The organism is Halobacterium sp. GSL-19, from assembly GCF_016917855.1.
GTDB lineage: Archaea > Halobacteriota > Halobacteria > Halobacteriales > Halobacteriaceae > Halobacterium > Halobacterium salinarum.
In genome coordinates, this window is the sequence record NZ_CP070377.1 from 534,954 (window position 1) to 554,876 (window position 19,923).

Annotated in this window: 15 protein-coding genes, 2 tRNA genes and 1 pseudogene; 10 read left to right on the forward strand and 8 right to left on the reverse strand. The window is 68.6% G+C overall.

The features are described from left to right. Positions 1 to 2: 2 nt before the first annotated feature. Entirely contained in the window at positions 3 to 470 is a 468-nt protein-coding gene (locus tag JT689_RS04525) for a 30S ribosomal protein S15 (protein ID WP_010902552.1), read from the reverse strand. Positions 471 to 694: 224 nt separating this feature from the next. On the opposite strand from JT689_RS04525, the gene JT689_RS04530 reads away from it, so the two are divergent. Further along, a tRNA-Ala gene (locus JT689_RS04530) sits at positions 695 to 766 on the forward strand. A gap of 291 nt (positions 767 to 1,057) precedes the next feature. On the opposite strand, the gene htr6 is transcribed toward JT689_RS04530, so the two are convergent. Together htr6 and JT689_RS04540 are read right to left on the reverse strand one after the other, a co-directional pair. Continuing rightward, a complete protein-coding gene (gene htr6, locus JT689_RS04535; protein WP_205251635.1) occupies positions 1,058 to 3,427 on the reverse strand; it encodes a chemotaxis signal transducer protein Htr6 in 2,370 nt (789 codons plus the stop codon). Further along, positions 3,424 to 4,563: a BMP family protein gene (locus JT689_RS04540; protein ID WP_205251636.1), complete on the reverse strand. Its 1,140-nt coding sequence runs from the start codon at positions 4,561 to 4,563 to the stop codon at positions 3,424 to 3,426. The genes htr6 and JT689_RS04540 overlap by 4 nt, the downstream gene beginning before the upstream one ends. A 404-nt stretch (positions 4,564 to 4,967) precedes the next feature. Between JT689_RS04540 and JT689_RS04545 the strand changes: the two genes are divergently transcribed. The 5 genes from JT689_RS04545 (at position 4,968) to JT689_RS04565 (ending at position 9,479) form a co-directional block, all read left to right on the forward strand. Next, positions 4,968 to 5,441 (forward strand): plastocyanin/azurin family copper-binding protein, encoded by a 474-nt coding sequence (locus JT689_RS04545; RefSeq protein WP_010902555.1) that lies wholly within the window; start codon positions 4,968 to 4,970, stop codon positions 5,439 to 5,441. 134 nt (positions 5,442 to 5,575) lie between these two features. Continuing rightward, the gene (locus JT689_RS04550) at positions 5,576 to 6,793 is read left to right on the forward strand and encodes a PLP-dependent aspartate aminotransferase family protein (protein ID WP_010902556.1); all 1,218 of its coding nucleotides are present in this window, start codon (positions 5,576 to 5,578) and stop codon (positions 6,791 to 6,793) included. 59 nt (positions 6,794 to 6,852) lie between these two features. Next, positions 6,853 to 8,121 (forward strand): Tat pathway signal protein, encoded by a 1,269-nt coding sequence (locus tag JT689_RS04555; protein ID WP_205251637.1) that lies wholly within the window; start codon positions 6,853 to 6,855, stop codon positions 8,119 to 8,121. Positions 8,122 to 8,184: 63 nt separating this feature from the next. Continuing rightward, positions 8,185 to 8,886: an ABC transporter ATP-binding protein gene (locus JT689_RS04560; RefSeq protein ID WP_010902558.1), complete on the forward strand. Its 702-nt coding sequence runs from the start codon at positions 8,185 to 8,187 to the stop codon at positions 8,884 to 8,886. Further along, a complete protein-coding gene (locus tag JT689_RS04565; RefSeq protein WP_205251638.1) occupies positions 8,883 to 9,479 on the forward strand; it encodes an ABC transporter permease in 597 nt (198 codons plus the stop codon). Before JT689_RS04560 ends, JT689_RS04565 begins: the two co-directional genes overlap by 4 nt. Before the next feature lie 142 nt (positions 9,480 to 9,621). Here JT689_RS04565 and JT689_RS04570 read toward each other — a convergent pair. Then, positions 9,622 to 9,694 (reverse strand) — tRNA-Arg (locus tag JT689_RS04570). Between the two features lie 39 nt (positions 9,695 to 9,733). Beyond that, entirely contained in the window at positions 9,734 to 10,024 is a 291-nt protein-coding gene (locus tag JT689_RS04575) for a twin-arginine translocase TatA/TatE family subunit (RefSeq protein ID WP_205251639.1), read from the reverse strand. A gap of 206 nt (positions 10,025 to 10,230) precedes the next feature. Between JT689_RS04575 and JT689_RS04580 the strand changes: the two genes are divergently transcribed. Then, the gene (locus JT689_RS04580) at positions 10,231 to 11,043 is read left to right on the forward strand and encodes an HD domain-containing protein (RefSeq protein ID WP_136361142.1); all 813 of its coding nucleotides are present in this window, start codon (positions 10,231 to 10,233) and stop codon (positions 11,041 to 11,043) included. A 25-nt stretch (positions 11,044 to 11,068) separates the two neighbouring features. Here JT689_RS04580 and htr4 read toward each other — a convergent pair whose 3' ends face one another. Continuing rightward, a complete protein-coding gene (gene htr4, locus JT689_RS04585) occupies positions 11,069 to 13,405 on the reverse strand; it encodes a chemotaxis signal transducer protein Htr4 (RefSeq protein ID WP_205251640.1) in 2,337 nt (778 codons plus the stop codon). 155 nt (positions 13,406 to 13,560) lie between these two features. Further along, a pseudogene (locus JT689_RS04590) lies at positions 13,561 to 14,923 on the reverse strand (NAD-dependent succinate-semialdehyde dehydrogenase). Between the two features lie 112 nt (positions 14,924 to 15,035). Between JT689_RS04590 and JT689_RS04595 the strand changes: the two are divergent. After that, complete coding sequence (locus JT689_RS04595) at positions 15,036 to 15,593, forward strand: hypothetical protein (RefSeq protein ID WP_148265493.1); 558 nt, start codon at positions 15,036 to 15,038, stop codon at positions 15,591 to 15,593. Here JT689_RS04595 and JT689_RS04600 read toward each other — a convergent pair whose 3' ends face one another. Further along, positions 15,594 to 15,917 (reverse strand): hypothetical protein, encoded by a 324-nt coding sequence (locus JT689_RS04600; RefSeq protein ID WP_227970920.1) that lies wholly within the window; start codon positions 15,915 to 15,917, stop codon positions 15,594 to 15,596. It lies immediately after the preceding gene. Positions 15,918 to 16,207: 290 nt separating this feature from the next. On the opposite strand from JT689_RS04600, the gene htr18 reads away from it, so the two are divergent. Further along, positions 16,208 to 18,658: a chemotaxis signal transducer protein Htr18 gene (gene htr18 / locus JT689_RS04605; protein ID WP_205251642.1), complete on the forward strand. Its 2,451-nt coding sequence runs from the start codon at positions 16,208 to 16,210 to the stop codon at positions 18,656 to 18,658. Beyond that, the gene (locus JT689_RS04610; RefSeq protein ID WP_010902567.1) at positions 18,655 to 19,905 is read left to right on the forward strand and encodes a PotD/PotF family extracellular solute-binding protein; all 1,251 of its coding nucleotides are present in this window, start codon (positions 18,655 to 18,657) and stop codon (positions 19,903 to 19,905) included. The genes htr18 and JT689_RS04610 overlap by 4 nt, the downstream gene beginning before the upstream one ends. Positions 19,906 to 19,923: the final 18 nt, after the last annotated feature.

Below are 19,923 nucleotides of genomic sequence, written 5' to 3' on the forward strand. Positions count from 1 at the left end.
CGTTACTCCTCGATGATCTCGCGCGCCGTCTCGTAGGAGTACGCGAACTCCTCGTCGAGTTTGTCCCCGCGGTAGTAGTCAGCGAGGCGGCGGATCTTCGACTGCGTGTTCTGCAACGCGCGCTTGTTCTGGTGGTCCTGGCCGTTGGCTTCCACGTGCTCGTGGAGCCGGACCGCCTTCTCCAGGAGGTTCCGGAAGTCCTCGGGCAGCTCCGGCTCGGCGTCGTGAGCTTCGAGGATCTCGGTGACCTTCTTGCCGGTCGCCAGCTTCACGTCCGGCACCGGCGTGCCCTGCACGCCCTCGTCGCGCAGCTTCAAGCCGATCTGGGAGGGGTCGTGGCCTTGCTCGGCGAGCTCCACGACGCGCTCCTCGATGGCGTCCTCATCTACGTCACTCCACTCCGGCGGTTCGTCTGCCGTCGGGCGATCCGAACCGCTGGACCCGCGACGGCGTGTGTGCATTCGTGCCATTGTTTACGATCTGGATTGGAACAACACGAGACGCTGCCGGCACCAGCTGGTGCCGCGACACTACCGCAGTCCCAAGCCCACCAACCGGCGGGCGTGTCGGATCTACGGCCGTGCGTTCCCTACACCGTCGGAGACGGTCCGCCTGGTAAAACGTTTCCATCCCGCCGAGGCGCTCGAATCGCGGGGTTTATCAACGACCCCCGGCAACGAATGGATGCGTTCGCGGGCTCGTAGATCAGTGGTAGATCATCCCCCTGGCACGGGGAAGGCCTCGGGTTCAAATCCCGACGAGTCCACTCCCGTTCCTTCGCTGTCCTCAGTTCCCGACACCGCACGGTACGTTCCGTGAGACGCGTTCGTCGCGTTTGGGGCAACGCCCGCACGGAAGCGAGTGCAACAGGACCGTGTGGGTTCGCGCCATCTGAGCTGCTTGCCGTCCTTTCGGTGGCGGGTGGGACAGCGCGCTATCACCGTCTCCGGCTCGCGCCCCCCACTGTTGCTTCCCTCACCAAGTCCAGATCACAACCCGGCGAACGGCCCGTTGTGTTCCTCTCACGCGTCGCCACCGCGTGCCGCGACCCGGCGGTTCAGTCGCCGGTGTCGTCGGCGGACGCGTCCACCGTGGCGTCAGCATCGGGCTCGTCGGCGTCAGCGCGGGTCTCGAACTGGTTGACCGTCGTGGCCAGTGCGTCGGCGCGATCGCGGAGATCGTCGGCGCTGCGCGCGATCTCCGCAACCGACGCGGACTGCTCTTCGGCGGCGGCCGACACCTGCTCGGCGTCCTCGGTGACGTGCTGGCTGATGTCGGCCACGTCGTCGACGCGCCGCACCACGCTTTGGGTGGCGTCGGCCTGGTCCTCGGTGGCGTCCGAGATCTCCTGGATGCCGTGGTTGGCGTCCTCGATCGCGTCGACGGTGTCCTCGATGGCGGCTGCGGCCTGCTCGACCGTCGACACGCCGTCGTCGATGTGCTCGCTGGTGGCGCGGATGTCCGCCACCGTCTCGTCGGTCTCGGCCTGCACAGCCTGGATCTCGGATTCGATATCGGCGGCGGCTTGCTTGGTCTCCTCGGCGAGATCCTTGACCTCGTTGGCAACCACGGCGAAGCCGTCGCCGTCCTTGTCGGCGCGGGCGGCCTCGATGTTGGCGTTCAACGCCAGCATGTTCGTCTGCTCGGCGATGTCCGTGATGAACTCGATGATGTCACCGATGTCCGACATGCGCTCCTGGAGCGCGAGGATCTGATCGACGGCGTCGGCGGACAGTGACTCGATCTCGGCCATGTCGTCGATGGCTGACTCCGCGGCGTCGCGGCCGGCTTCGCCGCGCTCGACGGCGTCGGCAGCCGTTTCGGCGACTGTCGCGGAGGACGCCGCGACCTCCTGGATGCTGGCGGACAGCTCGTCCATCTCGCCGGCCGCGCGTTCGAGGTCGTCGTGTTGCTGGATGGCGCCGTCGGCGATCTCCTGGATGCGTTCGCTGACGGTCTGGCTGGTCGTCTCGATCTCCTCGGCACCAGTGGCGACCTGCAGGGTCTCGTCGGCGACCTCGTCGGCGAACCCCGCGACCTGGGCGATGGTGGCCTCCAGGCCGTCGAGCATCGCGTTGAACTCGGTGGCGACCGCCCGCATCGCCTCCTCGTCGGCGTCCTCGTCGAGGCGCTCGGTGAGGTCGCCGTCCGCGACCGCCCGCATGACCTCGCTGTAGTCGGCCGCCCGCTCCTGGAGGCGTTCGCTGGCGGCTTCCGCCGTTGCCTTCGCGCGCTCGGCCTCCGCCTGGGCGTCCTCGGCGTCGGTGCGCAGCTCCTCGGCTTCGGCTTTCGCTGCGTTGGCTTCCTCGACGGCGGCTTCGGCCTCCTGGATGCGGTCCTGGAGTGACACACGCATGTCGTCGAAGCTCCCGTAGAGGCGTCCGACTTCGTCGATGCGCCGCGTCGAGAGGTCGACGTCGAAGGTCCCGGATTCGATGTCCTGGGCGCGGTTCCGGAGCCGCTTCAGCGGCGTGACCGTGTGGCGGCCGAGCGCAACCCCGACGATCGCCAGCGAGATGACTGCAAGCACCACCAGCACGGTCACCGTCTGGCCGACGGTGTCTCTGACCGCGAACGCCTCTCCGGTGTCGACGCTCGTCACGGTCACCCAGTCGGTGTGTGGCGTCGCCGAAAGCGCGTACACGCGGCCGTTCGACACCGTCGTTGTGGCCGCCGTGGTGTCGTTCCGAACTGCCGCGATGCTGTCGGTCAGCGCGCCGGCATCGAATCGACTGTTGGAATCCAGTACGGGCTCGTCGTCGGTGTTCAGGATCGTGGTGCGGCGCGTCGAGTTCGCGTCCGAGAGCCGGTCGACCTGGGGCTGGATGCGGGTCACCACCACGAGGTGTGTGCCCTCGCGTTTCGGCACCGAGCTGGCGAACGCCATCACCGGCTCGTCGTTGAGCACGGGGGAGCGGTACGACTGCTCGGTCGCCCACACCGCACTGTCGTTGCCCGGGCCCTCGGGGACGGCTGCGGTCGTCCACGGCGCGTCGAGTTCCGCGAGCGACCGGCCCTCGATGGCCAGCTCCGTGCTCGCGACCACCGTTCCCCGCGTCTCGTTGACGAGATGCATGCTCACCACGTCCGCGGGCAGCAACTGGTCTTTGAGCAGGATGTAGGGGGCCGCGCGGCGGTCGTCGCGCAGCGCCTCGTCCTGTGACACCGACCGCGCGTGCGTCCGTTGTTGCTCCATCCAGGCCCCGATGGCGTCGGCCTCCAGCTGATTGGATTCGGCCAGCTGGCGGGTGGTCTGGTGCTCGACGGTCGTCTCCGTCGACTGGAACGCGAACACGCCGGCCCCCGCGATGATCACCAACACGACGATGAACGCGACGGCGAACTTCGCGCCGAACCGGCGTCTGATGGCGTCAGGCGCGACGATACTGGCGGCGTTCCGGAGTGCGCCAGTGATGCCGTCGCTCATACGCCACCACCGCCGGCGGACTGCGGGCGCTCGGTCGGCACCGTGATGTCTCCCGCGACGAGCGCCTCGCGTGTCTCCCCGAGTGCGTCCGTGACGGCGTCGGGGATCGCCGGCCCCAACTGGGTGCCGTATTGGACGCTGACCCCGTTGGTCGCCAGGCCGAGCGACACCACGTCGCCCGCCGGCAGGTCGCCGTCGATGGTCGCTTCGATGGCGTCGTAGACCGCCGTGTCGATGCGTTTGACCATGCTCGCGAGGACGACGTCGGCGTACCGTGGATTGCTGCGCGACTGGTCGGAGTCGACGCCGATGGCGTACCGGCCGTTGGCCTGGGCGGCCTGCAACACACCCACGCCGGCACCGCCGGCGGCGTGGTAGACGATGTCAGCGCCGGCGTCGTACATGGCTGCGGCGGCGGTCCGCGCCGCCTCGACGTCCTCGAAGTCGCCGATGTACGCCGCGAGCACGTCGATGTCGGTGGCGGTGTGTGTCACTCCCGCCTGGAATCCGGCGTGGAACCCGTGCGTGAGCGGCTCGTCGACCCCGCCGACGAACCCCACCGTGCGTGCGTCCGGGTTCGTGGCACCGCCGCCGGCGTCGATGTCCCGCGTCGTCAGGAGGGCCGCGAGACGGCCCGCCTGGAACGAGCCGATCTGCTCTTCGAAGACGTAGCTCGCGACGTTCGACGCGTCGACGGCGGTGTCGACGATCATGAACTGCTGGTCGGGGGCAGCCGCGGCGGCGCTCTCGAGCCCGTCGGCTTGCCGGAACCCGACACAGCAGACCAGATCGTACGCCGGGTTCGACGACGCGGCGAGCGTCGCCTGTGTCTCCCCGAGTTCGGCGATGCTGTCGGGTTCGTGGTTCGTGTACGCGATCCCGTGGTCGAGCCGGGCGCGCTGGGCACCCCGGTTCGCCGCGTCGTTGAACGACCGGTCGTCCAGGCCGCCCAGCGCGTACACCATCCCGACGGTGGCTGGGGCGTCGTCGGTGGCCCGCGCTTGCTCGGTGGGTGCGCCACCGCCACTGGTCGACTCACCACCGCCGCGCCGTCCCAGGCAGCCGGTGACCGCGGCGACGGTCGCTGTGCTGGCACCCGCAAGCAGTTGTCGTCTCGTGAGGTGTGGCGTGGGCACGGTGTCCTCTATCAGAGTAAGCAAAAGCCGCTGGTAAAAACGTCGGGGCCAGCTTCTCGCGAGTGATAACGTCGTGATGGGGCCGGAAACCAGCTGGAACTGTCGAAAAACCACGATTTAGTGTGGTCGAAAACTGGGCGCGAAGCGACCGAGACGCACAGTTGGTATATGAAGGTGCCGGTTCGAGGGACGTTCTGTGGGGTTTCTATCGTCCGGCTGTCCGGTCGGGCAGTTGCGTGATCGGCGTCCGTCCCGCGGCGGGCCGCCGGTCGCCGGGCGGCACGGATAAACGGGGTTTGTATCTGTGCCCCACTCCCAGGATCACGCAGAAGTGGCGCTTCTTAAACGTGCCCAGTCCTGAGTCGGTAGTGATGTCTCGTGACACCCGACTTGACCGTCGAACAATGCTGAAGTCTACCGGCGCAGCGGTGACTGCGACCCTTCTCGCTGGCTGTTCCGGTGGCGGCGACACCGGCGACGATGAGAGCGACTCCGAGAGCGGCGAGGAGGCCACCGGAAACGAGGCCGGCGGCGGCGAGGAGGCCAGCCAGAGCGGTGGGAACACGATCGCGGTCGCACCCGATGGCGGGTTCAAGTTCGAGCCGTCGGAGCTCACCGTCTCCGTCGGGGACACGGTCACGTGGGAGTTCGAGGAGTCCAGTCACAACGTGAGCGCGTGGCCGGACATGCACGACAAGATCTCGATCCCCGATGGCGCATCCGGGTTCGGAACCATGGACAAAGACGGGAACCAGTTCGCAGTTGTCGACGCCGGTGAGACCCTCGAACACACGTTCGAGACGGCCGGCGAGTACACCTACGTCTGCATGCCACACGTCGCATCTGGCATGATCGGGACCGTCGTCGTCGAGGAGTAAGCCAGCCCGCTCGGCCGGGTGACGCACCGCGGTGCGGGTTGCTTCCCACCTGATATTCTTGGGGGTAATACACCGCCGCCGGATAATTATCAACTGTTCGAAACGTTTTTGCCGTGTAGTCCGAACCACCCCGTATGGACGACACACCTGCGTTCGAAACCCTCGCCGTCAGCCACGGCGAATCACCGCGCGAGACGCGCCACGGCGATGTCGTCTCGCCCATCCACCTCGCCTCGACGTACGCCGTCCAGGAGTTGGACACCGACCTCAGCCTGGAGGGCGTCGACCCCGACGACGGGCAGTTCCTGTACTCGCGCCTCAACAATCCGACCAGACACGCCCTCGAACGGCGCCTCGCAGCCCTCGAAGGCGGCGACCACGGCTTCGCGTTTGGCTCCGGCACCGCCGCCATCGCCACCGCCGCCTTCGCCGCCGTCGAACCCGGCGATCACGTCGTCGCCTTCGACGACCTCTACGCCGGCACACGGCGCATGCTCGAAACCCTCTTCGAGGGGAACCTCGGTGTCGCCGTCTCGTTCGTGGACGCCACCGACCCGGACGCCGTCGCCGACGCGATCCGTCCCGAAACCGCCTTCGTCTGGATGGAGACTCCCACAAACCCACGCATCAAGCTCTGTGACATCGCCGCCATCGCCGACATCACTGACGACGCCGGCGTCCTGTTCGGTGTCGACAACACCTTCCTCAGCCCCTACTTCCAACAGCCCCTGGCGCTCGGCGCGGACGTCGTTGCCCACTCCACGACGAAATACCTCAACGGCCACAGCGACGCCGTCGGCGGCGCACTCGTCACCAACAACGACGCGCTCGCCGACAGCGTCGAGTTCCTCCAGCAGGTCGGCCTCGGGAACATGCTCGCGCCGTTCGACGCCTACCTCGTGTTGCGCGGCATCAAAACCCTCGCCCCGCGGATGCGCGACCACGAGGCCAACGCCCTCGCCATCGCCGAATACCTCGCCGACCACGACCGCGTGACCGCGGTTCACTACCCCGGCCTCGACTCCCACCCGCAACACGACCTCGCGGACGCCCAGCAGTCCGGCTACGGTGGCATCCTCTCGTTCGAACTCGACGGCGACCTCGCCGACGCCAAGCGCTTCCTCGACGCGCTCGACGAGTTCAACCTCGCGGTCAGCGTCGGCGGCGTCGAATCACTGGTGGAACTCCCCGCCGGCATGACCCACGAACCCATCCCGAAGCCCGACCGCGAAGCCATGGGCATCACGGACTCGCTGATCCGCGTGTCCGTCGGCATCGAAGCCATCGAGGACCTCATCGCGGATCTCGACCGCGGCTTCGAGGCGGTCCGATCGACCACCCCGACAGCCTAACGCCGCCGTGCCACCCCGGCGACCAGAATCCATTAACTCCGCCAGCCCCTACGGGACGTATGAACTCCGACCAGCGTGGCGTCCCGCGGCGCGAGTTCCTGAAAGCCGCCGTCGCCATCGGCGGCGCGAGCGCGCTGTCGGCGTGCCTCGGGCGCACCGACGACCCGATCCCCGGGGGCGTTGCCGACCCGACCACGCTCCCCACGCGACAGCACGCGTGGAACGACCACGCCGCACGCGACGACGCCGGGAACGTGTTGCCACCCCGCCACCACGTCCTGCTGCACTTGTCACTTCCTGCCGGCCCAGCGGCCACCACCGACGCCGACCGCAGGGCAGTCACGGCTGCACTCACCGCGCTCGAACGCGCCTACGAGTGGTCGAACGAAGGGCTGTTGTTCACCATCGGCTACTCGCCGGCGTACTTCGACGCGCTGGACGCCACTCCGACGGGGGTTGATCTGCCCCGCCCGCGCGCGCTTTCGGAACTCGAATCCCCCACGCTCGACGAGCCCGACGCGATCCTCCATCTCGCAAGCGACCGTGCCGACGCGGTGCTCGAAGCCGAGGCGGCGCTCCGCGGCGACCGCGACGCCGCGAACGACGAGCCGATCGACGCCACGCTCACGTCGGTGTTCGACGTGGTCGACCGCCGGACCGGGTTCGTCGGTGCCGGACTCCCCGCGGACAACCAGGACACCGGCGGCGTTCCCGACGACACCCCCGTTTCCGAGGACGCCCCCCTCTACATGGGGTTCAAATCCGACTTCGAAGGGAGTCAGGCCACCGAAGACCGCGTCACGATCGACGACGGTCCGTTCGCGGGCGGCACCACCCAGCACGTCTCCCACATCACGCTCAACCTCCAGCAGTGGTACGGCCAGGACGACCGCGAGGACCGCGAGGCCAAGATGTTCTGTCCCGCCCACGCCGCCGACGACCGCATCGAAGGCACGGGCGAGAACCTCGGTGCTGCCCCCGGACTGGACGGCTCACCGGCGCCGGCGGAGTCCGCCCGCGAGGACGGCATGGTCGGCCACGGCCAGAAGCTCCAGGCCGTCCGCGAGGACGGCCGCCCGATCATCCTCCGCCGCGATTTCGACTCCACGGACGGCGGACAGGCCGGCGTGCACTTCCTCGCGCTGCAGTCAGCGATCAGCGACTTCGTCCGCACGCGCGAGGCGATGAACGGCGCTGATGTCACCGCGGACAGCGCCGTCGGCCGCACGGCGAACAACGGCATCCGACAGTACCTCTCGGTCACCAACCGCGGGAACTTCCTGGTGCCGCCCCGCCCCAAGCGCGCGCTCCCGAAGCCGGACGCGTAATCACGCCCCGATCGTGCCCCGACGCACCCACGCCAGCACCGACCGCAGCCCGGGTGACCGCCGATGAGCGAGGTCGCCCCAGCGGTCGCACTCGACGCCGTCCGCAAGACCTACCAGCGCGGCGGCCAGCCAGTCCACGCCCTCCGCGACGTGTCCCTCCGCCTCCCGCGTGGCTCGTACACCGCCGTCGTCGGGCCGCGGGGCTGTGGCGCATCCACACTGCTGGCGGTCCTGGGCTGCCTGGCCGCCCCCACGAGCGGCCGCGTGGTCGTCGACGGCACCGATGTCACCCAGCTTGACCCGACAGCGCGGACCGACTTCCGCGCCGAAACCATCGGCGTGGTGTTCCCGGGCACCACCGTGTTGCCGCGGCGCAGTGCCGTCGAAAACGCCGCCCTCCCGCTGTTGTTCCAGGGGGTGCCGGGCCGACAGCGCAGGCGACGCGCCACCACCGCCCTAGAGCGGGCCGGCCTCCCGGCCAGCCACGCCACCCGGCCAGCCGCGGCGCTGTCGGGCGTCCACCGCCACCGGGTGGCACTCGCGCGCGCACTGGTCGCCGACCCCGCGGTGGTGCTCGTCGACGAGCCCGCCGCGGCGCTCGACGCCGACGCTGGCCGCGAGATCATGGCCGCGATCACCGACCAACAGGACGCCGACACCACGGTGCTCGTCGCGACGCACACCGCGCGCGTCGCCGACCACGCTGACCGCCGGCTCGCGCTCCACGACGGCGCCATCCGGCATCCAGACGGTGACACGGCATGAACCAGTTCGAGAGCGTTCGCATGGGGCTGCGCGCGATCCGCGGCCACCCGCGCCGATCGGGGCTGGCGGCGCTCGGCGTCGCAGCCAGCACGGGCACGGCGCTCACGCTCGTAGGGGTGGCCGCGGGCTTCGACACCACGCTCGGCGTCCACTGGCTCGGCGCGGGGTCGCCCGCCGACGTTCCACTCGCCCGTGTCTGGGGTGTCCCTGGCGGCGTGCTCGCAGCCATGGTGGCCGTCCTCGGGGCCGGCGTGGGTGCGGTCGCGATCACCGCCGTCATGCTCGTGGCGGCCGTCGAGCGCGCCCCCGAGATCGCGGTCATGCGGGCCGCGGGCGCGCAGCCCGCTGACATCGCGCACCTGTTCGTCGTGGAGGCCGCGCTCTGCGGCGGCCTCGGGGGTGTCGGCGGCGTTGTGGGTGGCGCGCTCGCCACAGCCGCTGTCACCGCCTCCGTCGGGGTGCCTACCGTGGTGCTCGTGGAGTGGGGCAGCGGTGCCGTCGCCGCCGGGGCGCTTCTCGGTGCGGTCGCGGGCCTGTATCCGGCATGGCGCGCCGCGCGCACCGACCCCGCCACCGCGTTCCGGACGACGTAAGCGCGGCTCCGGAACTCGATTTCGGCACCGGTCAGCGCGTACTCGAAGAACCGGGCGTGGCGGGACGCGACCCCGAGGTGCGCGTCCCGCGTGCTTCGAATCCGGTCATGCCGGTTGGCCCGTCGCTTCGCTCCTCGCTGCACGGGCGTGGCGGGACTCGAACCCGCGATCTAGAGGTTAGGAACCTCTCGCCGTGTCCGCTTGGCCACACGCCCACACGTCCGGCGTGGGTCCCACGGCGAAAATCAGTTGCGTTAGTTGGTCGCCGTGTCGTCGGCGCCGCTGGTCGCGTCCGTGGTCGTGTCGCTGGTCGTGTCAGCGGTGGCGTCCGCGCTCGCGTCGGGCGCGGACTCGGATTTGATCTCCTGGAGCTCCTGTTCGACTTCCTCGCGGCCCTTCTGGAACTCGCCGATCGCCTCGCCGCTGGAGCGGGCGAGCTTCGGGATCTTGTTCGCCCCGAACAGCAGAATGGCGATGAGCAGGACGACCGCTAACTCCATCCCGCCGGGAAAGCCACCAATGAACAGTGGGGTGCTGGTGAACATCTCTACCTACGGATACCCATCTCTTGACTATAGGCTTTATGCTCGCTCCAGGCGGGTGGTCACGGGCCGATTCGGCCCCGGATGCGCGCAACCCACCCCGGCTGGTGGTGTTCTCCTTGCGTGGGATGTCGGTGGCTCCGGCCCCCGGCGTCTGCACCCGATTTCCCCGCCGGCTTTTTCCTGGCAGCCATCCAACGTTGCCGGAGATGACACAGCCCGACCAATCGAATCCGACGCGAGCGTACGATCCGGCGCAGTCCCACGCGTTCCCGGACGGTCGCCTGAACGATGTTCTGGAGTACGTGCTCGACGACGAGGCGGTGACGGCGTACCTCACCGCCCAGAACGTCAACCCGGTCACCCGGAAGGGGTACAACGACCACGGCGCGAAACACATCGAGATCGTGCGCAACCGCGCGCTGCGGCTGTACGCCCTCCTGAAGCGCGGCGGCGTCCCGTTCAACGGGGCCACCGACCAGGGGCTGTCGGAAGCCGACGAGCCGGTGATCGTGGCGCTGGCGGCCACGCTCCACGACATCGGGCACGTCGTCCACCGCGACGACCACGCCTACTACTCGATCCCGCTGGCCGCGGACGTCCTGGACCGCATCCTGCCGGAGTTCTACGACCCCGCCGACGCCGTCCGGGTGAAAGGCGAGGTGCTGCACGCGATCCTCTGCCACCACACCGAAGAAACCCCGTTGACGACCGAGGCCGGTGTCATCCGGGTTGCCGACGGCCTCGACATGGAGCACGGCCGGTCGCGGTTGCCCTACGAGCGCGGCGGCCGCGGCATCAACACGCTGTCCAGCCAGGCGATCAGCCGGGTCGCCCTCCAGGAGGGCGACGACGCGCCGGTGCTCGTGGAGATCGAGATGCAGAACGCCGCCGGCGTCTACCAGGTGGACAACCTCCTGAAGGAGAAACTCCACCGCTCGGGCATCGAAGACGACGTGCGCATCGTCGCGCTGAACTCGACGGGCGAGGGCGACGCGCTCGTCGAACGCATCGAGCTGTAGGCGGCTGCCTGAGCGTCCCGCCGAGTCACTCCCCGCGCTCGTTGTCGGCGGCCACTTCGAACTGGGCGGCGTGCTCGCGCAGGGCGACCGCGTGCTCGGCCAACGTCTCCGTTTGGGCCGCCACGTCAGAGAGCGTCGTTGCCTGCTCGGCCGCCTCGTCGGCCGTCGATTCGGCCTCCGTCGCCGTCTCCTCGCCCAGCGCCGCCACGTCACCCACTGCGGTCGTGACGTCAGACACCGACGCCGCCTGGTCGTCCATCGCGTTCGAGATCTCCTGGACGCCCGTGTCCGCCTCCGCGATCCGGCCGGCGATCTCCGACAGCGACCGTTCGGTCTCCGAGACGGTTTCGACGCCGTCGGAAACCCGCTCCTGGATGCGGTCCATCGCCGCCACGCTGGTCTCGGTCTGTGCGCGCACCTCCGCGACGAGCGCCTCGATTTCGGCGGCCGACGCCTTCGACTCGTCGGCGAGGTCCTTGACCTCGTCGGCGACCACGGCGAAGCCGTCACCGTCCTGGTCGGCGCGGGCGGCCTCGATGTTGGCGTTCAGCGCCAGCATGTTCGTCTGCTCGGCGATGTCCGTGATCGCCGCTACGATCGTCTCGATCTCGCTCATCTTCGCCTCCAAGTCGTCGACCGCGGTCGCCGCCGCCTGCGTCTCGTCCTCGATCTCTTCGAGTTGCGCGACCGCGTCCTGTGCCGCCGCCTGGCCGTCGTCGCCCAACGCGGCCGCGCGCTGGGAGGTTTCCGCGACCTGGTCGGCGCTCGCCGCGACCTCCTCGATGGTGGCCGACATCTCGTCGGTTTCGCTGGCCACGGCTTCCAGTTGGTCGCGCTGGTCGGTCGCCCGGTCGCGGATCCGACCGACGGCGTCGGAGACGTCGCGGCCGGTCTGCTCGACGGCTGCCGCGCTGTCGGAGGCGTCGGTGCTGGCGGTCGCGACCTCGTCGGCGAACGCCACCACGTCCGCGATCGTCGCCTCCATGTCCGCCGCCATCTCGTTGAACGCCGCCGCGATGTCCGCCATCGCCGCCTGCTCGACGTCCGCATCCAGGCGCACCGTCAGGTCGCCGGCGGCGTACGCACGCATCGTCTCCGAGAACGCCTCGGCGGTCGTCTCCAGGCGGCGCGCCTGCGCCTCGGACTCCTCGCGTGCGGCCTCCGCCTCGGCCTGCGCGGCTTCCGCGTCGGCCTGTGCGGCCTCGGCTTCCGACCGCGCCGCCTCCGCGTCCGCCTGTTGCTCGTTGGCGTCCCGAATCCGCGCCTGAACGGTGTCCCGGAGGCTAGCGAACGCCTCGAACAGCCGCCCCAACTCGTCCACACGGGCGACGTCCAGGTCCGTGTCGTACTCGCCGCGCTCCAGGGCGGCGGCCTTCGCCTCCAGGTCGTTCAGCGCGCGCACGGTGCCGCGACCGAGCGTGAGCGCGATGAACACCAGGCCGGCAAGCGCGATCCCCAAGATCAGCAACACGTTCTCCGCCATGTTCGACGCGAGGCCGTAGGCTTCGCTGGTCGGCACGTGCAGGGTCACCACCCACGGGGTGCCGTCGACGGGTGCGTACGCGGTTTCGTGGGCCTGGTCCATCTCCTTGGCCGCCTGTGCCGCCGGCTGGAAGCCCACAGCCCTCGCCCCGACGATCGGCGACGTGGCGTTTTCGACGTACGGCTGCCTGGTGGCGCGCTTGCTGTCGTCGGCGATCACCGAGCCGGTGCCGTCGACGAGCTGCGTGAAGCTGTGGGGCGTCGGATCCCAGAAGCTCGACGAGATCGCCGCCAGGCTCGCCGTCATCACGACCGCGGTGCGCCGGCCCGGGGTGCTGGAGACGCGTGCGACGTACGCGACCTCCGTGACCCCGTCGTTCACGTACGGCTGGGAGACGAACACGCCGTCGTCGCCGGGGGTGAGCTGCTGGCGGCTCCACGGGGCCGCCTCGGAGCCAAAGGACGCGTTTCGAAGCCCCGCGTCGGTGCTCGTGATGACCCGGGCATCGGTCAGGCTCACGTAGTGGATGTCACGCACGTCGCTCGGCAGGTGGTGTTGCTCGTCGGTGAAGAACTGCTGGACCTCGGTGGCGTTGTCGTTGTCAAAGACGCCGTACTGAGCGAGCATCCTGGCGTTGTTCGTGCGTTCGTCGTGCCAGTTATCCACCGCCGACGAGCTGAGCTCGGCGGCCTTCTTGAGTTCGGTCCGCGAGCTCTGTTGGAGGTGCTCGGAGGTGTTCAGATACATCACGCCGCCCGCGGCGCTGATACAGACGACCACCGCGAGAAGCGCGACACCGAACTTCGCGAGATAGCTCCGGCGAACGAACCCGGGCAGCGCCCGCCGCAGTATTCGATGCGCAAACGATCGTATCGACATTACTCTCCGGTCAAACGCGTCTCGTATATAAAACCACACCCAGGAGTCTCACGCCTGAAAACGCCTGACGGCGCACGAATGAGAGCATGACTCACGGGGCCACGTCGTGTTCATGATTGTTGTGGCCATTTGCGCGCCGGGCCCGGACCGGCGACTCACTCCACCCACAGCGTCTTCCGGTTGACGAACGCCCGGATGCCCGCACCGGCCAGCTCGCGGCCGTACCCGGAGCGTCCGATCCCGCCGAACGGAACCCGGGGGTCGGAGGTCACCGGCTGGTTCACGTACGCGCAGCCGGCGTCCATGGCGCGGGCGACCCGGCGGCCGCGATCCCGGTCGGCCGTCCACACGCTGGCCCCGAGTCCGAACGCCGTGGCGTTGGCCTTCGCGATCGCCGCCGCCTCGTCGGGCACCTCGAAGACCGCCGCCACCGGCCCGAACAGCTCCTCGGTGTCGGCGGGACAGCCCGCCGGCACGTCGGTGAGCACCGTCGGCTCGTAGAACGCGCCCTCGCGGTCACTGGGCTGGCCGCCGGTCACCACGGTCGCGCCCGCGTCGACGGACGCCCGCACCTGCTCGTGGGTGGTGTCCAGCCCAGCGGCGCTGGCCTGCGGGCCGACATCGGTCTCCTCGCGCGTCGGATCGCCCACGGTGAGTGAGTCGATCTCGGAGACGAACGCGTCGCGGAACGCCTCGTAGACGTCCGTGTGAACGATGAACCGTTTGGCCGCGATGCAGGACTGCCCGCTGTTGAGGGTGCGCGCCCACGCGCCGCTGGCCGCGGCCGCCGCCACGTCGGCGTCATCGAGCACCACGAACGGGTCACTGCCCCCGAGTTCGAGCACGGTCTTCTTGAGTGTCTCGCCGGCGGTCGCGGCGACCGCGCTGCCTGCGGGCTCGCTCCCGGTGAGCGTCGCGGCGCGCACCCGGTCGTCCCGAATCACGTCCCCGACGGCGTCCGCGCCGACGAGCAGCGTCTGGAACACGCCCGCCGGCAGCCCCGCCGCCTCGAAGACGTCCGCGATGGCCTCCGCACACCCGGGCACGTTCGAGGCGTGTTTCAGGAGCGCGACGTTGCCCGCCGCGAGCGCCGGCGCGGCGAACCGGAACACCTGCCAGAACGGGAAGTTCCACGGCATCACCGCCAGCACCGGCCCGAGGGGCTCGTAGACGGTCTGCACGTCCGCGCCGGGGGGGGCTCGGGTGGCCGTCGGGCTGGAGGTACGCGCTGGCGTGCGTCGCGTAATGGTCACAGACCGCCACACACTTCTCGATCTCCGCGCGGGCCTGCGTGATCGGCTTCCCCATCTCCGCGGTGATCAACTCGGCGTACGTCTGTGTGTTCTCCCGGAGCACGTCCCCTGCGGCCGCGACGTGGCGCTCGCGCTCCCGGATCGGCCGGTCCCGCCAGTCGTCGGCGGCGTCCGCGGCGCGGGCGAGCGCGGCCTCGATGTCGGCAGCAGTGTCCGTCTCGTAGGTGTCGATCCGGGCCCCGGTTGCGGGGTTGATGTCGTCCATGTGGTGGCGTTGTTTCCCGATGGGTTTGCGCCTTCTGCACCAGCCACCACCCAGGGTGGGCGGCCTCCGTTTCGACGCCAAACTTTTATCCCCGTCACGCATATCCGGGGTCGTGACTCAAGGGGGGTTGACTCGCCACCGGATCGGCGCGGCGGCGGCTGCAGTGTCGCGCCCGTACCAGCGCGGGGGCGAGCAGCTGTACAGCGCGAACCGCGTGAAGACGTATTTCGGGGAGGACGCCGCCGTGGCGAAGCTGCGATTCGAGTACGAGCTGACGGAGGCGGTGTTGCGGCTCCGCTTCAACGGCCACGTCAGCGTTGACGGCGCGACGGACTACCGGCTCCGGGCGGTGTACCGACGCCCGTTGGGCAGCAACCCGTTCACCTACGCGGTGCGGGGCAGCCACCGCGACGGCACGGTCTACATCACGGCGACCGAGCGCGTTGCGTTCGAGCCGGCCGGCGACACGGTGGATCACAACCCCGGCCACAAGCGTCTCGCCGACGTGATCACGCCGGTGCAGCGCCGGCTGGCGGAACTCGAGTTGCTGCACGACCACCGCGGGGCGTACGCCCACCTCTCGGAGATCGACGCGTTCGATGGTGTGTCGTCGTTTCTGGCTGATCGGGAAGAGATTTTCGCGTGCAGCGGCGACGACGCGCAGTCGTGATCACCGGTGGCGCGGCGGCTGGCAGTGGTCGCGCAGCTGCCCGGCGATGGCGCGCGCGGGGTCGTGGTCGATCCGTGGCGTCTGGTCGTGTGTGGCGTACTGCGAGAGGAGGGCAGCGAGTCGCCTGCACTCGAAGGCCGTGAACGTGAACTCGCCGTCCTCGATGCGCCCGAGGATGGCGAGTTCGACCGCCGGGTACGGGAGTCTGCTGCTCTCGTCGAGGGCGTCTTTGGTGTGGCTGCGGACAGCACTGTGAAGCGCCCACTGCTCGGGAAGGCTGAACTCGAACGCCGTCTCGGATGTGTCGTTGGATTCGGTGGACATTGTGCGTGACCTCCAGTTGGGGTGCCGACAGTACATACATAGGGCATGAGGTATGTAAACATATGGCATACCGTACGAAACCACGTTACCATCCGGTGAGTGTCTCGCCGAAAGCGCACGGATGGCGGGCTACCAGCCAGGTGCACCCCGACACAGTGGTTCGTCAGTGGGCCAGATCACGCCGAGCACTGACCACGGCAACGGCTTTTTATGGCCTCAGTCGGCGGTAGCGGACAGGTTCTGCTGATCCCGGAGAAGGGCCTTTACGTGTGTGAACACATAACACAACTATGGCGCTGGGCACGTACGTTCCGACAGCGATACGGACGAGTCTGCTGCGAAAAGCGGCAGTGGTCATCGTCACCATCATGCTCGTCCTCGTCGGCGTCGGCGTATTCACGACACAAGCAGTCTCCACACAAGTCACCGAGCAACGCGACACGGAACTGCTCACAAGCACCGAACAGGAAGCCGAAGCACTCGAAGAATGGATCGGTCGCCAGCGATCGGCAACGCAGTACCTCTCACAGGACAACGCAATCCAGTCCGCCCCCCAAGCCGACAAATCAGAGGTCCTCTCCACGCGGATCTCGGGGCTCACAGAGACCGCCGCAGCGCTCCACTACGTGAACCTCTCGACGGACACCATCCGGGCCTCGACCGACGCCGCCGTCGAGGGCGACACGTACACGTCGTACTCCATCCCCTGGCGCGGCGAAGGCCTCAGTTTCTACGGGGGCGGTGACGTCATCACATCGAGCGTGTTCAACTACCGCGGCACCCCCGTCATGGCGTTCGCCAGCAAGCAGCCCGGCTCCGACAACGCCGTGTTCGTCTTCCACAGCGTCGAGACCCGCGGCGAGGCGTTCAGCCGGAACATCGACGGCAGCTACACGCAGGTCGTCGACATCAAGGGAACGGTCCAGATCGCGGCCGACGAGTCGGCGATCAGCAGCGCGTACGGTGCCGGCCGGGACGCACCAGTCATCGCAACGGGACTCACCACGAACAGCGGCATCGAAACCCGGGACGGGTTGCTCGTGGGCCACGCGAAAGTCGAAGGCACCGACTGGGTGCTCCTCAAGCACGCCCCCACGTCGAACGCGTACGCGCTCGAAGGCGACGTACAGCGTAACATCGTCGTGCTCATCGTCACCGCGGTCGCCGGCCTCGGCGCGCTCGTGCTCGTGATCGGTCGGGACGCGCTAACCGCGCTCACGGACATGTCCGACCGCGCGGAGGCGATCGCGGCCGGGGACATCGACACCGCGATCGAAGAGACGACTCGCATCGACGAAGTCGGGGATCTCAGGCGGTCGTTCCGCGACATCCAAGAGTACCTCCAGACCGTGGCGGGGCAGGCCGACGCCCTCGCCGAGCAGGACTTCGACGCGGACGCGCTCGACAAATCGGTCCCCGGCCGCCTGGGCGAATCCCTGGAGACGATGCACTGGGACCTCGAAACCGCGATCGCGGACCTCGAAGACGCCCAGGAGACCGCCGAGCAGTCCCGCAAGGAAGCCGAACAGTCCCGCGAAGAAGCCGAAGCGCTCGCGGCGGCCCTCGAATCACAGGCCCAAGACATCCGGGAAACCGTCGAACACGCCGCCGATGGCGACCTCACGCAGCGCCTTGAGACGGACACCGACCACGAGTCCATGGCGGCCATCGCGACTGCCCTCAACAGCCTCTTGGAGGAGCTGGAAGGCACGATACACCGGATCCAGCGCTTCTCGAAGGACGTCGCTGAGTCAAGCGACCACATCACCACGAGCGCCGAGGAGGTCAAGCGCGCCAGCGGCCAGGTCAGCGAGTCCGTCCAGGAGATGTCCGCGGACGCCCGCCAGCAGAACGGCATCGTGCAGGACGTGTCCGACGAAATGACGGACCTCTCTGCCACCATCGAGGAGATCGCGTCCTCCTCGGACGAGGTCGCGGCCAAATCCAACGACGCCGTCTCCGTCGGCCAGTCGGGTCGGGCCCGGTCCCAGGACGCCATCGAGGAGATGAACGCCGTCGACGAGCAGGCCAAACGCACCATCGCCGAGATGGAAGCCCTGGACGACGAGATGACCGAGATCGGGGAGATCGTCACGCTCATCGACGACATCGCCGAGCAGACCAGCATGCTCGCGCTCAACGCGTCGATCGAGGCAGCCCGCGCGGGCGAGGCCGGCGAAGGGTTCGCGGTCGTCGCCGACGAGATCAAATCCCTGTCCAAGGAGACGACCGAAGCCACCCAGGAGATCGAGTCGCTGATCGCCGACGTTCAGGACTCGACCACCGACGCGGTCACGGACATGCAGGAGATGGGCGACCGGCTCTCGGAGGGGAAGTCGACAGTCACGGACACCGTCGAGACGATCGACACGATCGTCGAACGCATCGAGGAGGCCAACGGTGGCGTGCAGACGATCAACACCGCGACCGACGAACAGGCAACGACCACCGAGGAGGTCGTGACGATGGTCGACGAGGTCGGCTCGATCAGCGACGACACCACCGCCAGAGCCGAGGACGCCGCCGCCGCGGCAGAAGAACAGACGGCCTCCCTCACGGAGGTCACCAACCGGATCCAAGACCTCTCCGATCAGTCCACGGACCTCTACGAGTTGCTCTCGGATTTCACCGTTCGGGAGGACCACGCCGTGGCCGACGGCGGCGCGGAGAACACCACTGGCGCGTTCGTTCGATCCGCCAGCACTGACCACTCACGAGACGCGACACACCACGACACATGACAGACCACACTGATCTCTCCCGGCGCCAGTACGTCAAAACGGCCGCGCTCAGTGCGGCCGCCACGACGGCGCTTGCCGGCTGCATGGGCGGACTCGACGACGGCGGGGACGCGAGCACCGGCGACGACGGCGCGTGGCGGGACGCGGAGCTGGCAGCGGTGCCGGCCGCACCCGACGACAGGCTGTACAGCGCCGACAACACCCAGTCGTCCGGCGAGACGATCCGCCACCTCACGTGGAGCGGCTACGAGGCCGCCAACGTCCAGCGTCCCTTCGAGAAGAAGTTCGACTGCCAGACCGGGGTCGACCTGTTCACGTCCAATCTGGACGCGTTCAACCGCTTAGACGACGGGGCCTGGCGGGAGTTCGACCACGCCACGTTCGACATGGCGTGGCTTCCGGACCTGGCTGAAGCCGGCCTGATTCGCCCCCTCGACTACGAGGCGTGGAAACCGTACACGTTCGACAAGTACACCGACCTGTTCCAGCGCGAGAACGGCTACGAGTTCGCGTTCCTCGATGAGGACTACAACTTCGACGCCGACGGCCAGCTGTACGGCGTCCCCCAGCGGTTCGGGTGGGCGTCGTTCGCGCTCAACACCGACGTCGTCAGCGAGTCGGACGCCCGCAGCTACGACGCGGCGTGGGCCGACGAGTACGACGTCGGCGTCTACGACCTCCCGTTCTGGGGGGTGCAGATCGTGATGCTGCGGGAGGGCATCGACCCGTACGCGACCCACACCGACGCCGAGGTCGAGCGGATCCGGGAGGCGACGGTCGCGCTGTTCGAGAACGCGGCCGGCGTCTACGCCGACGTGGGGTCGCTGAACACGGCGCTGGCGGCCGGCGACATCGACATCGCGTTCGTCTCCGGGAACTGGATCAACGGCAGCCTCCGGCGCGGCGGGCGCTTCGAGTACGAAGCCAGGGTTCCCGACGAGGGCGGCGTGATCTGGGTGGAGACCACGACGATGCTGAAAGGCAGCCACCCCAGCGTGTCCACCAACTACTTGGCGTACATGCAACACGGCATCACCGCGAAGAACCTGATGTGGCCGACGGTCGGCGGAACCAACGTGGTGCCCCACCAGTCCTCGATCGACCGGCTCAACCGGCGACAGCGGACGGTGTTGCGGATCGACGACCTCCAGGACATCATCGACAAGTCGCGGTTCTACACCGGCGTGCCCGACTTGGACCGGCTCGTCTCCGTCTGGGAGGACGCCAAAGCCGAAGCGACCGGCTGAGCGCCCGTCGGCGCGGTG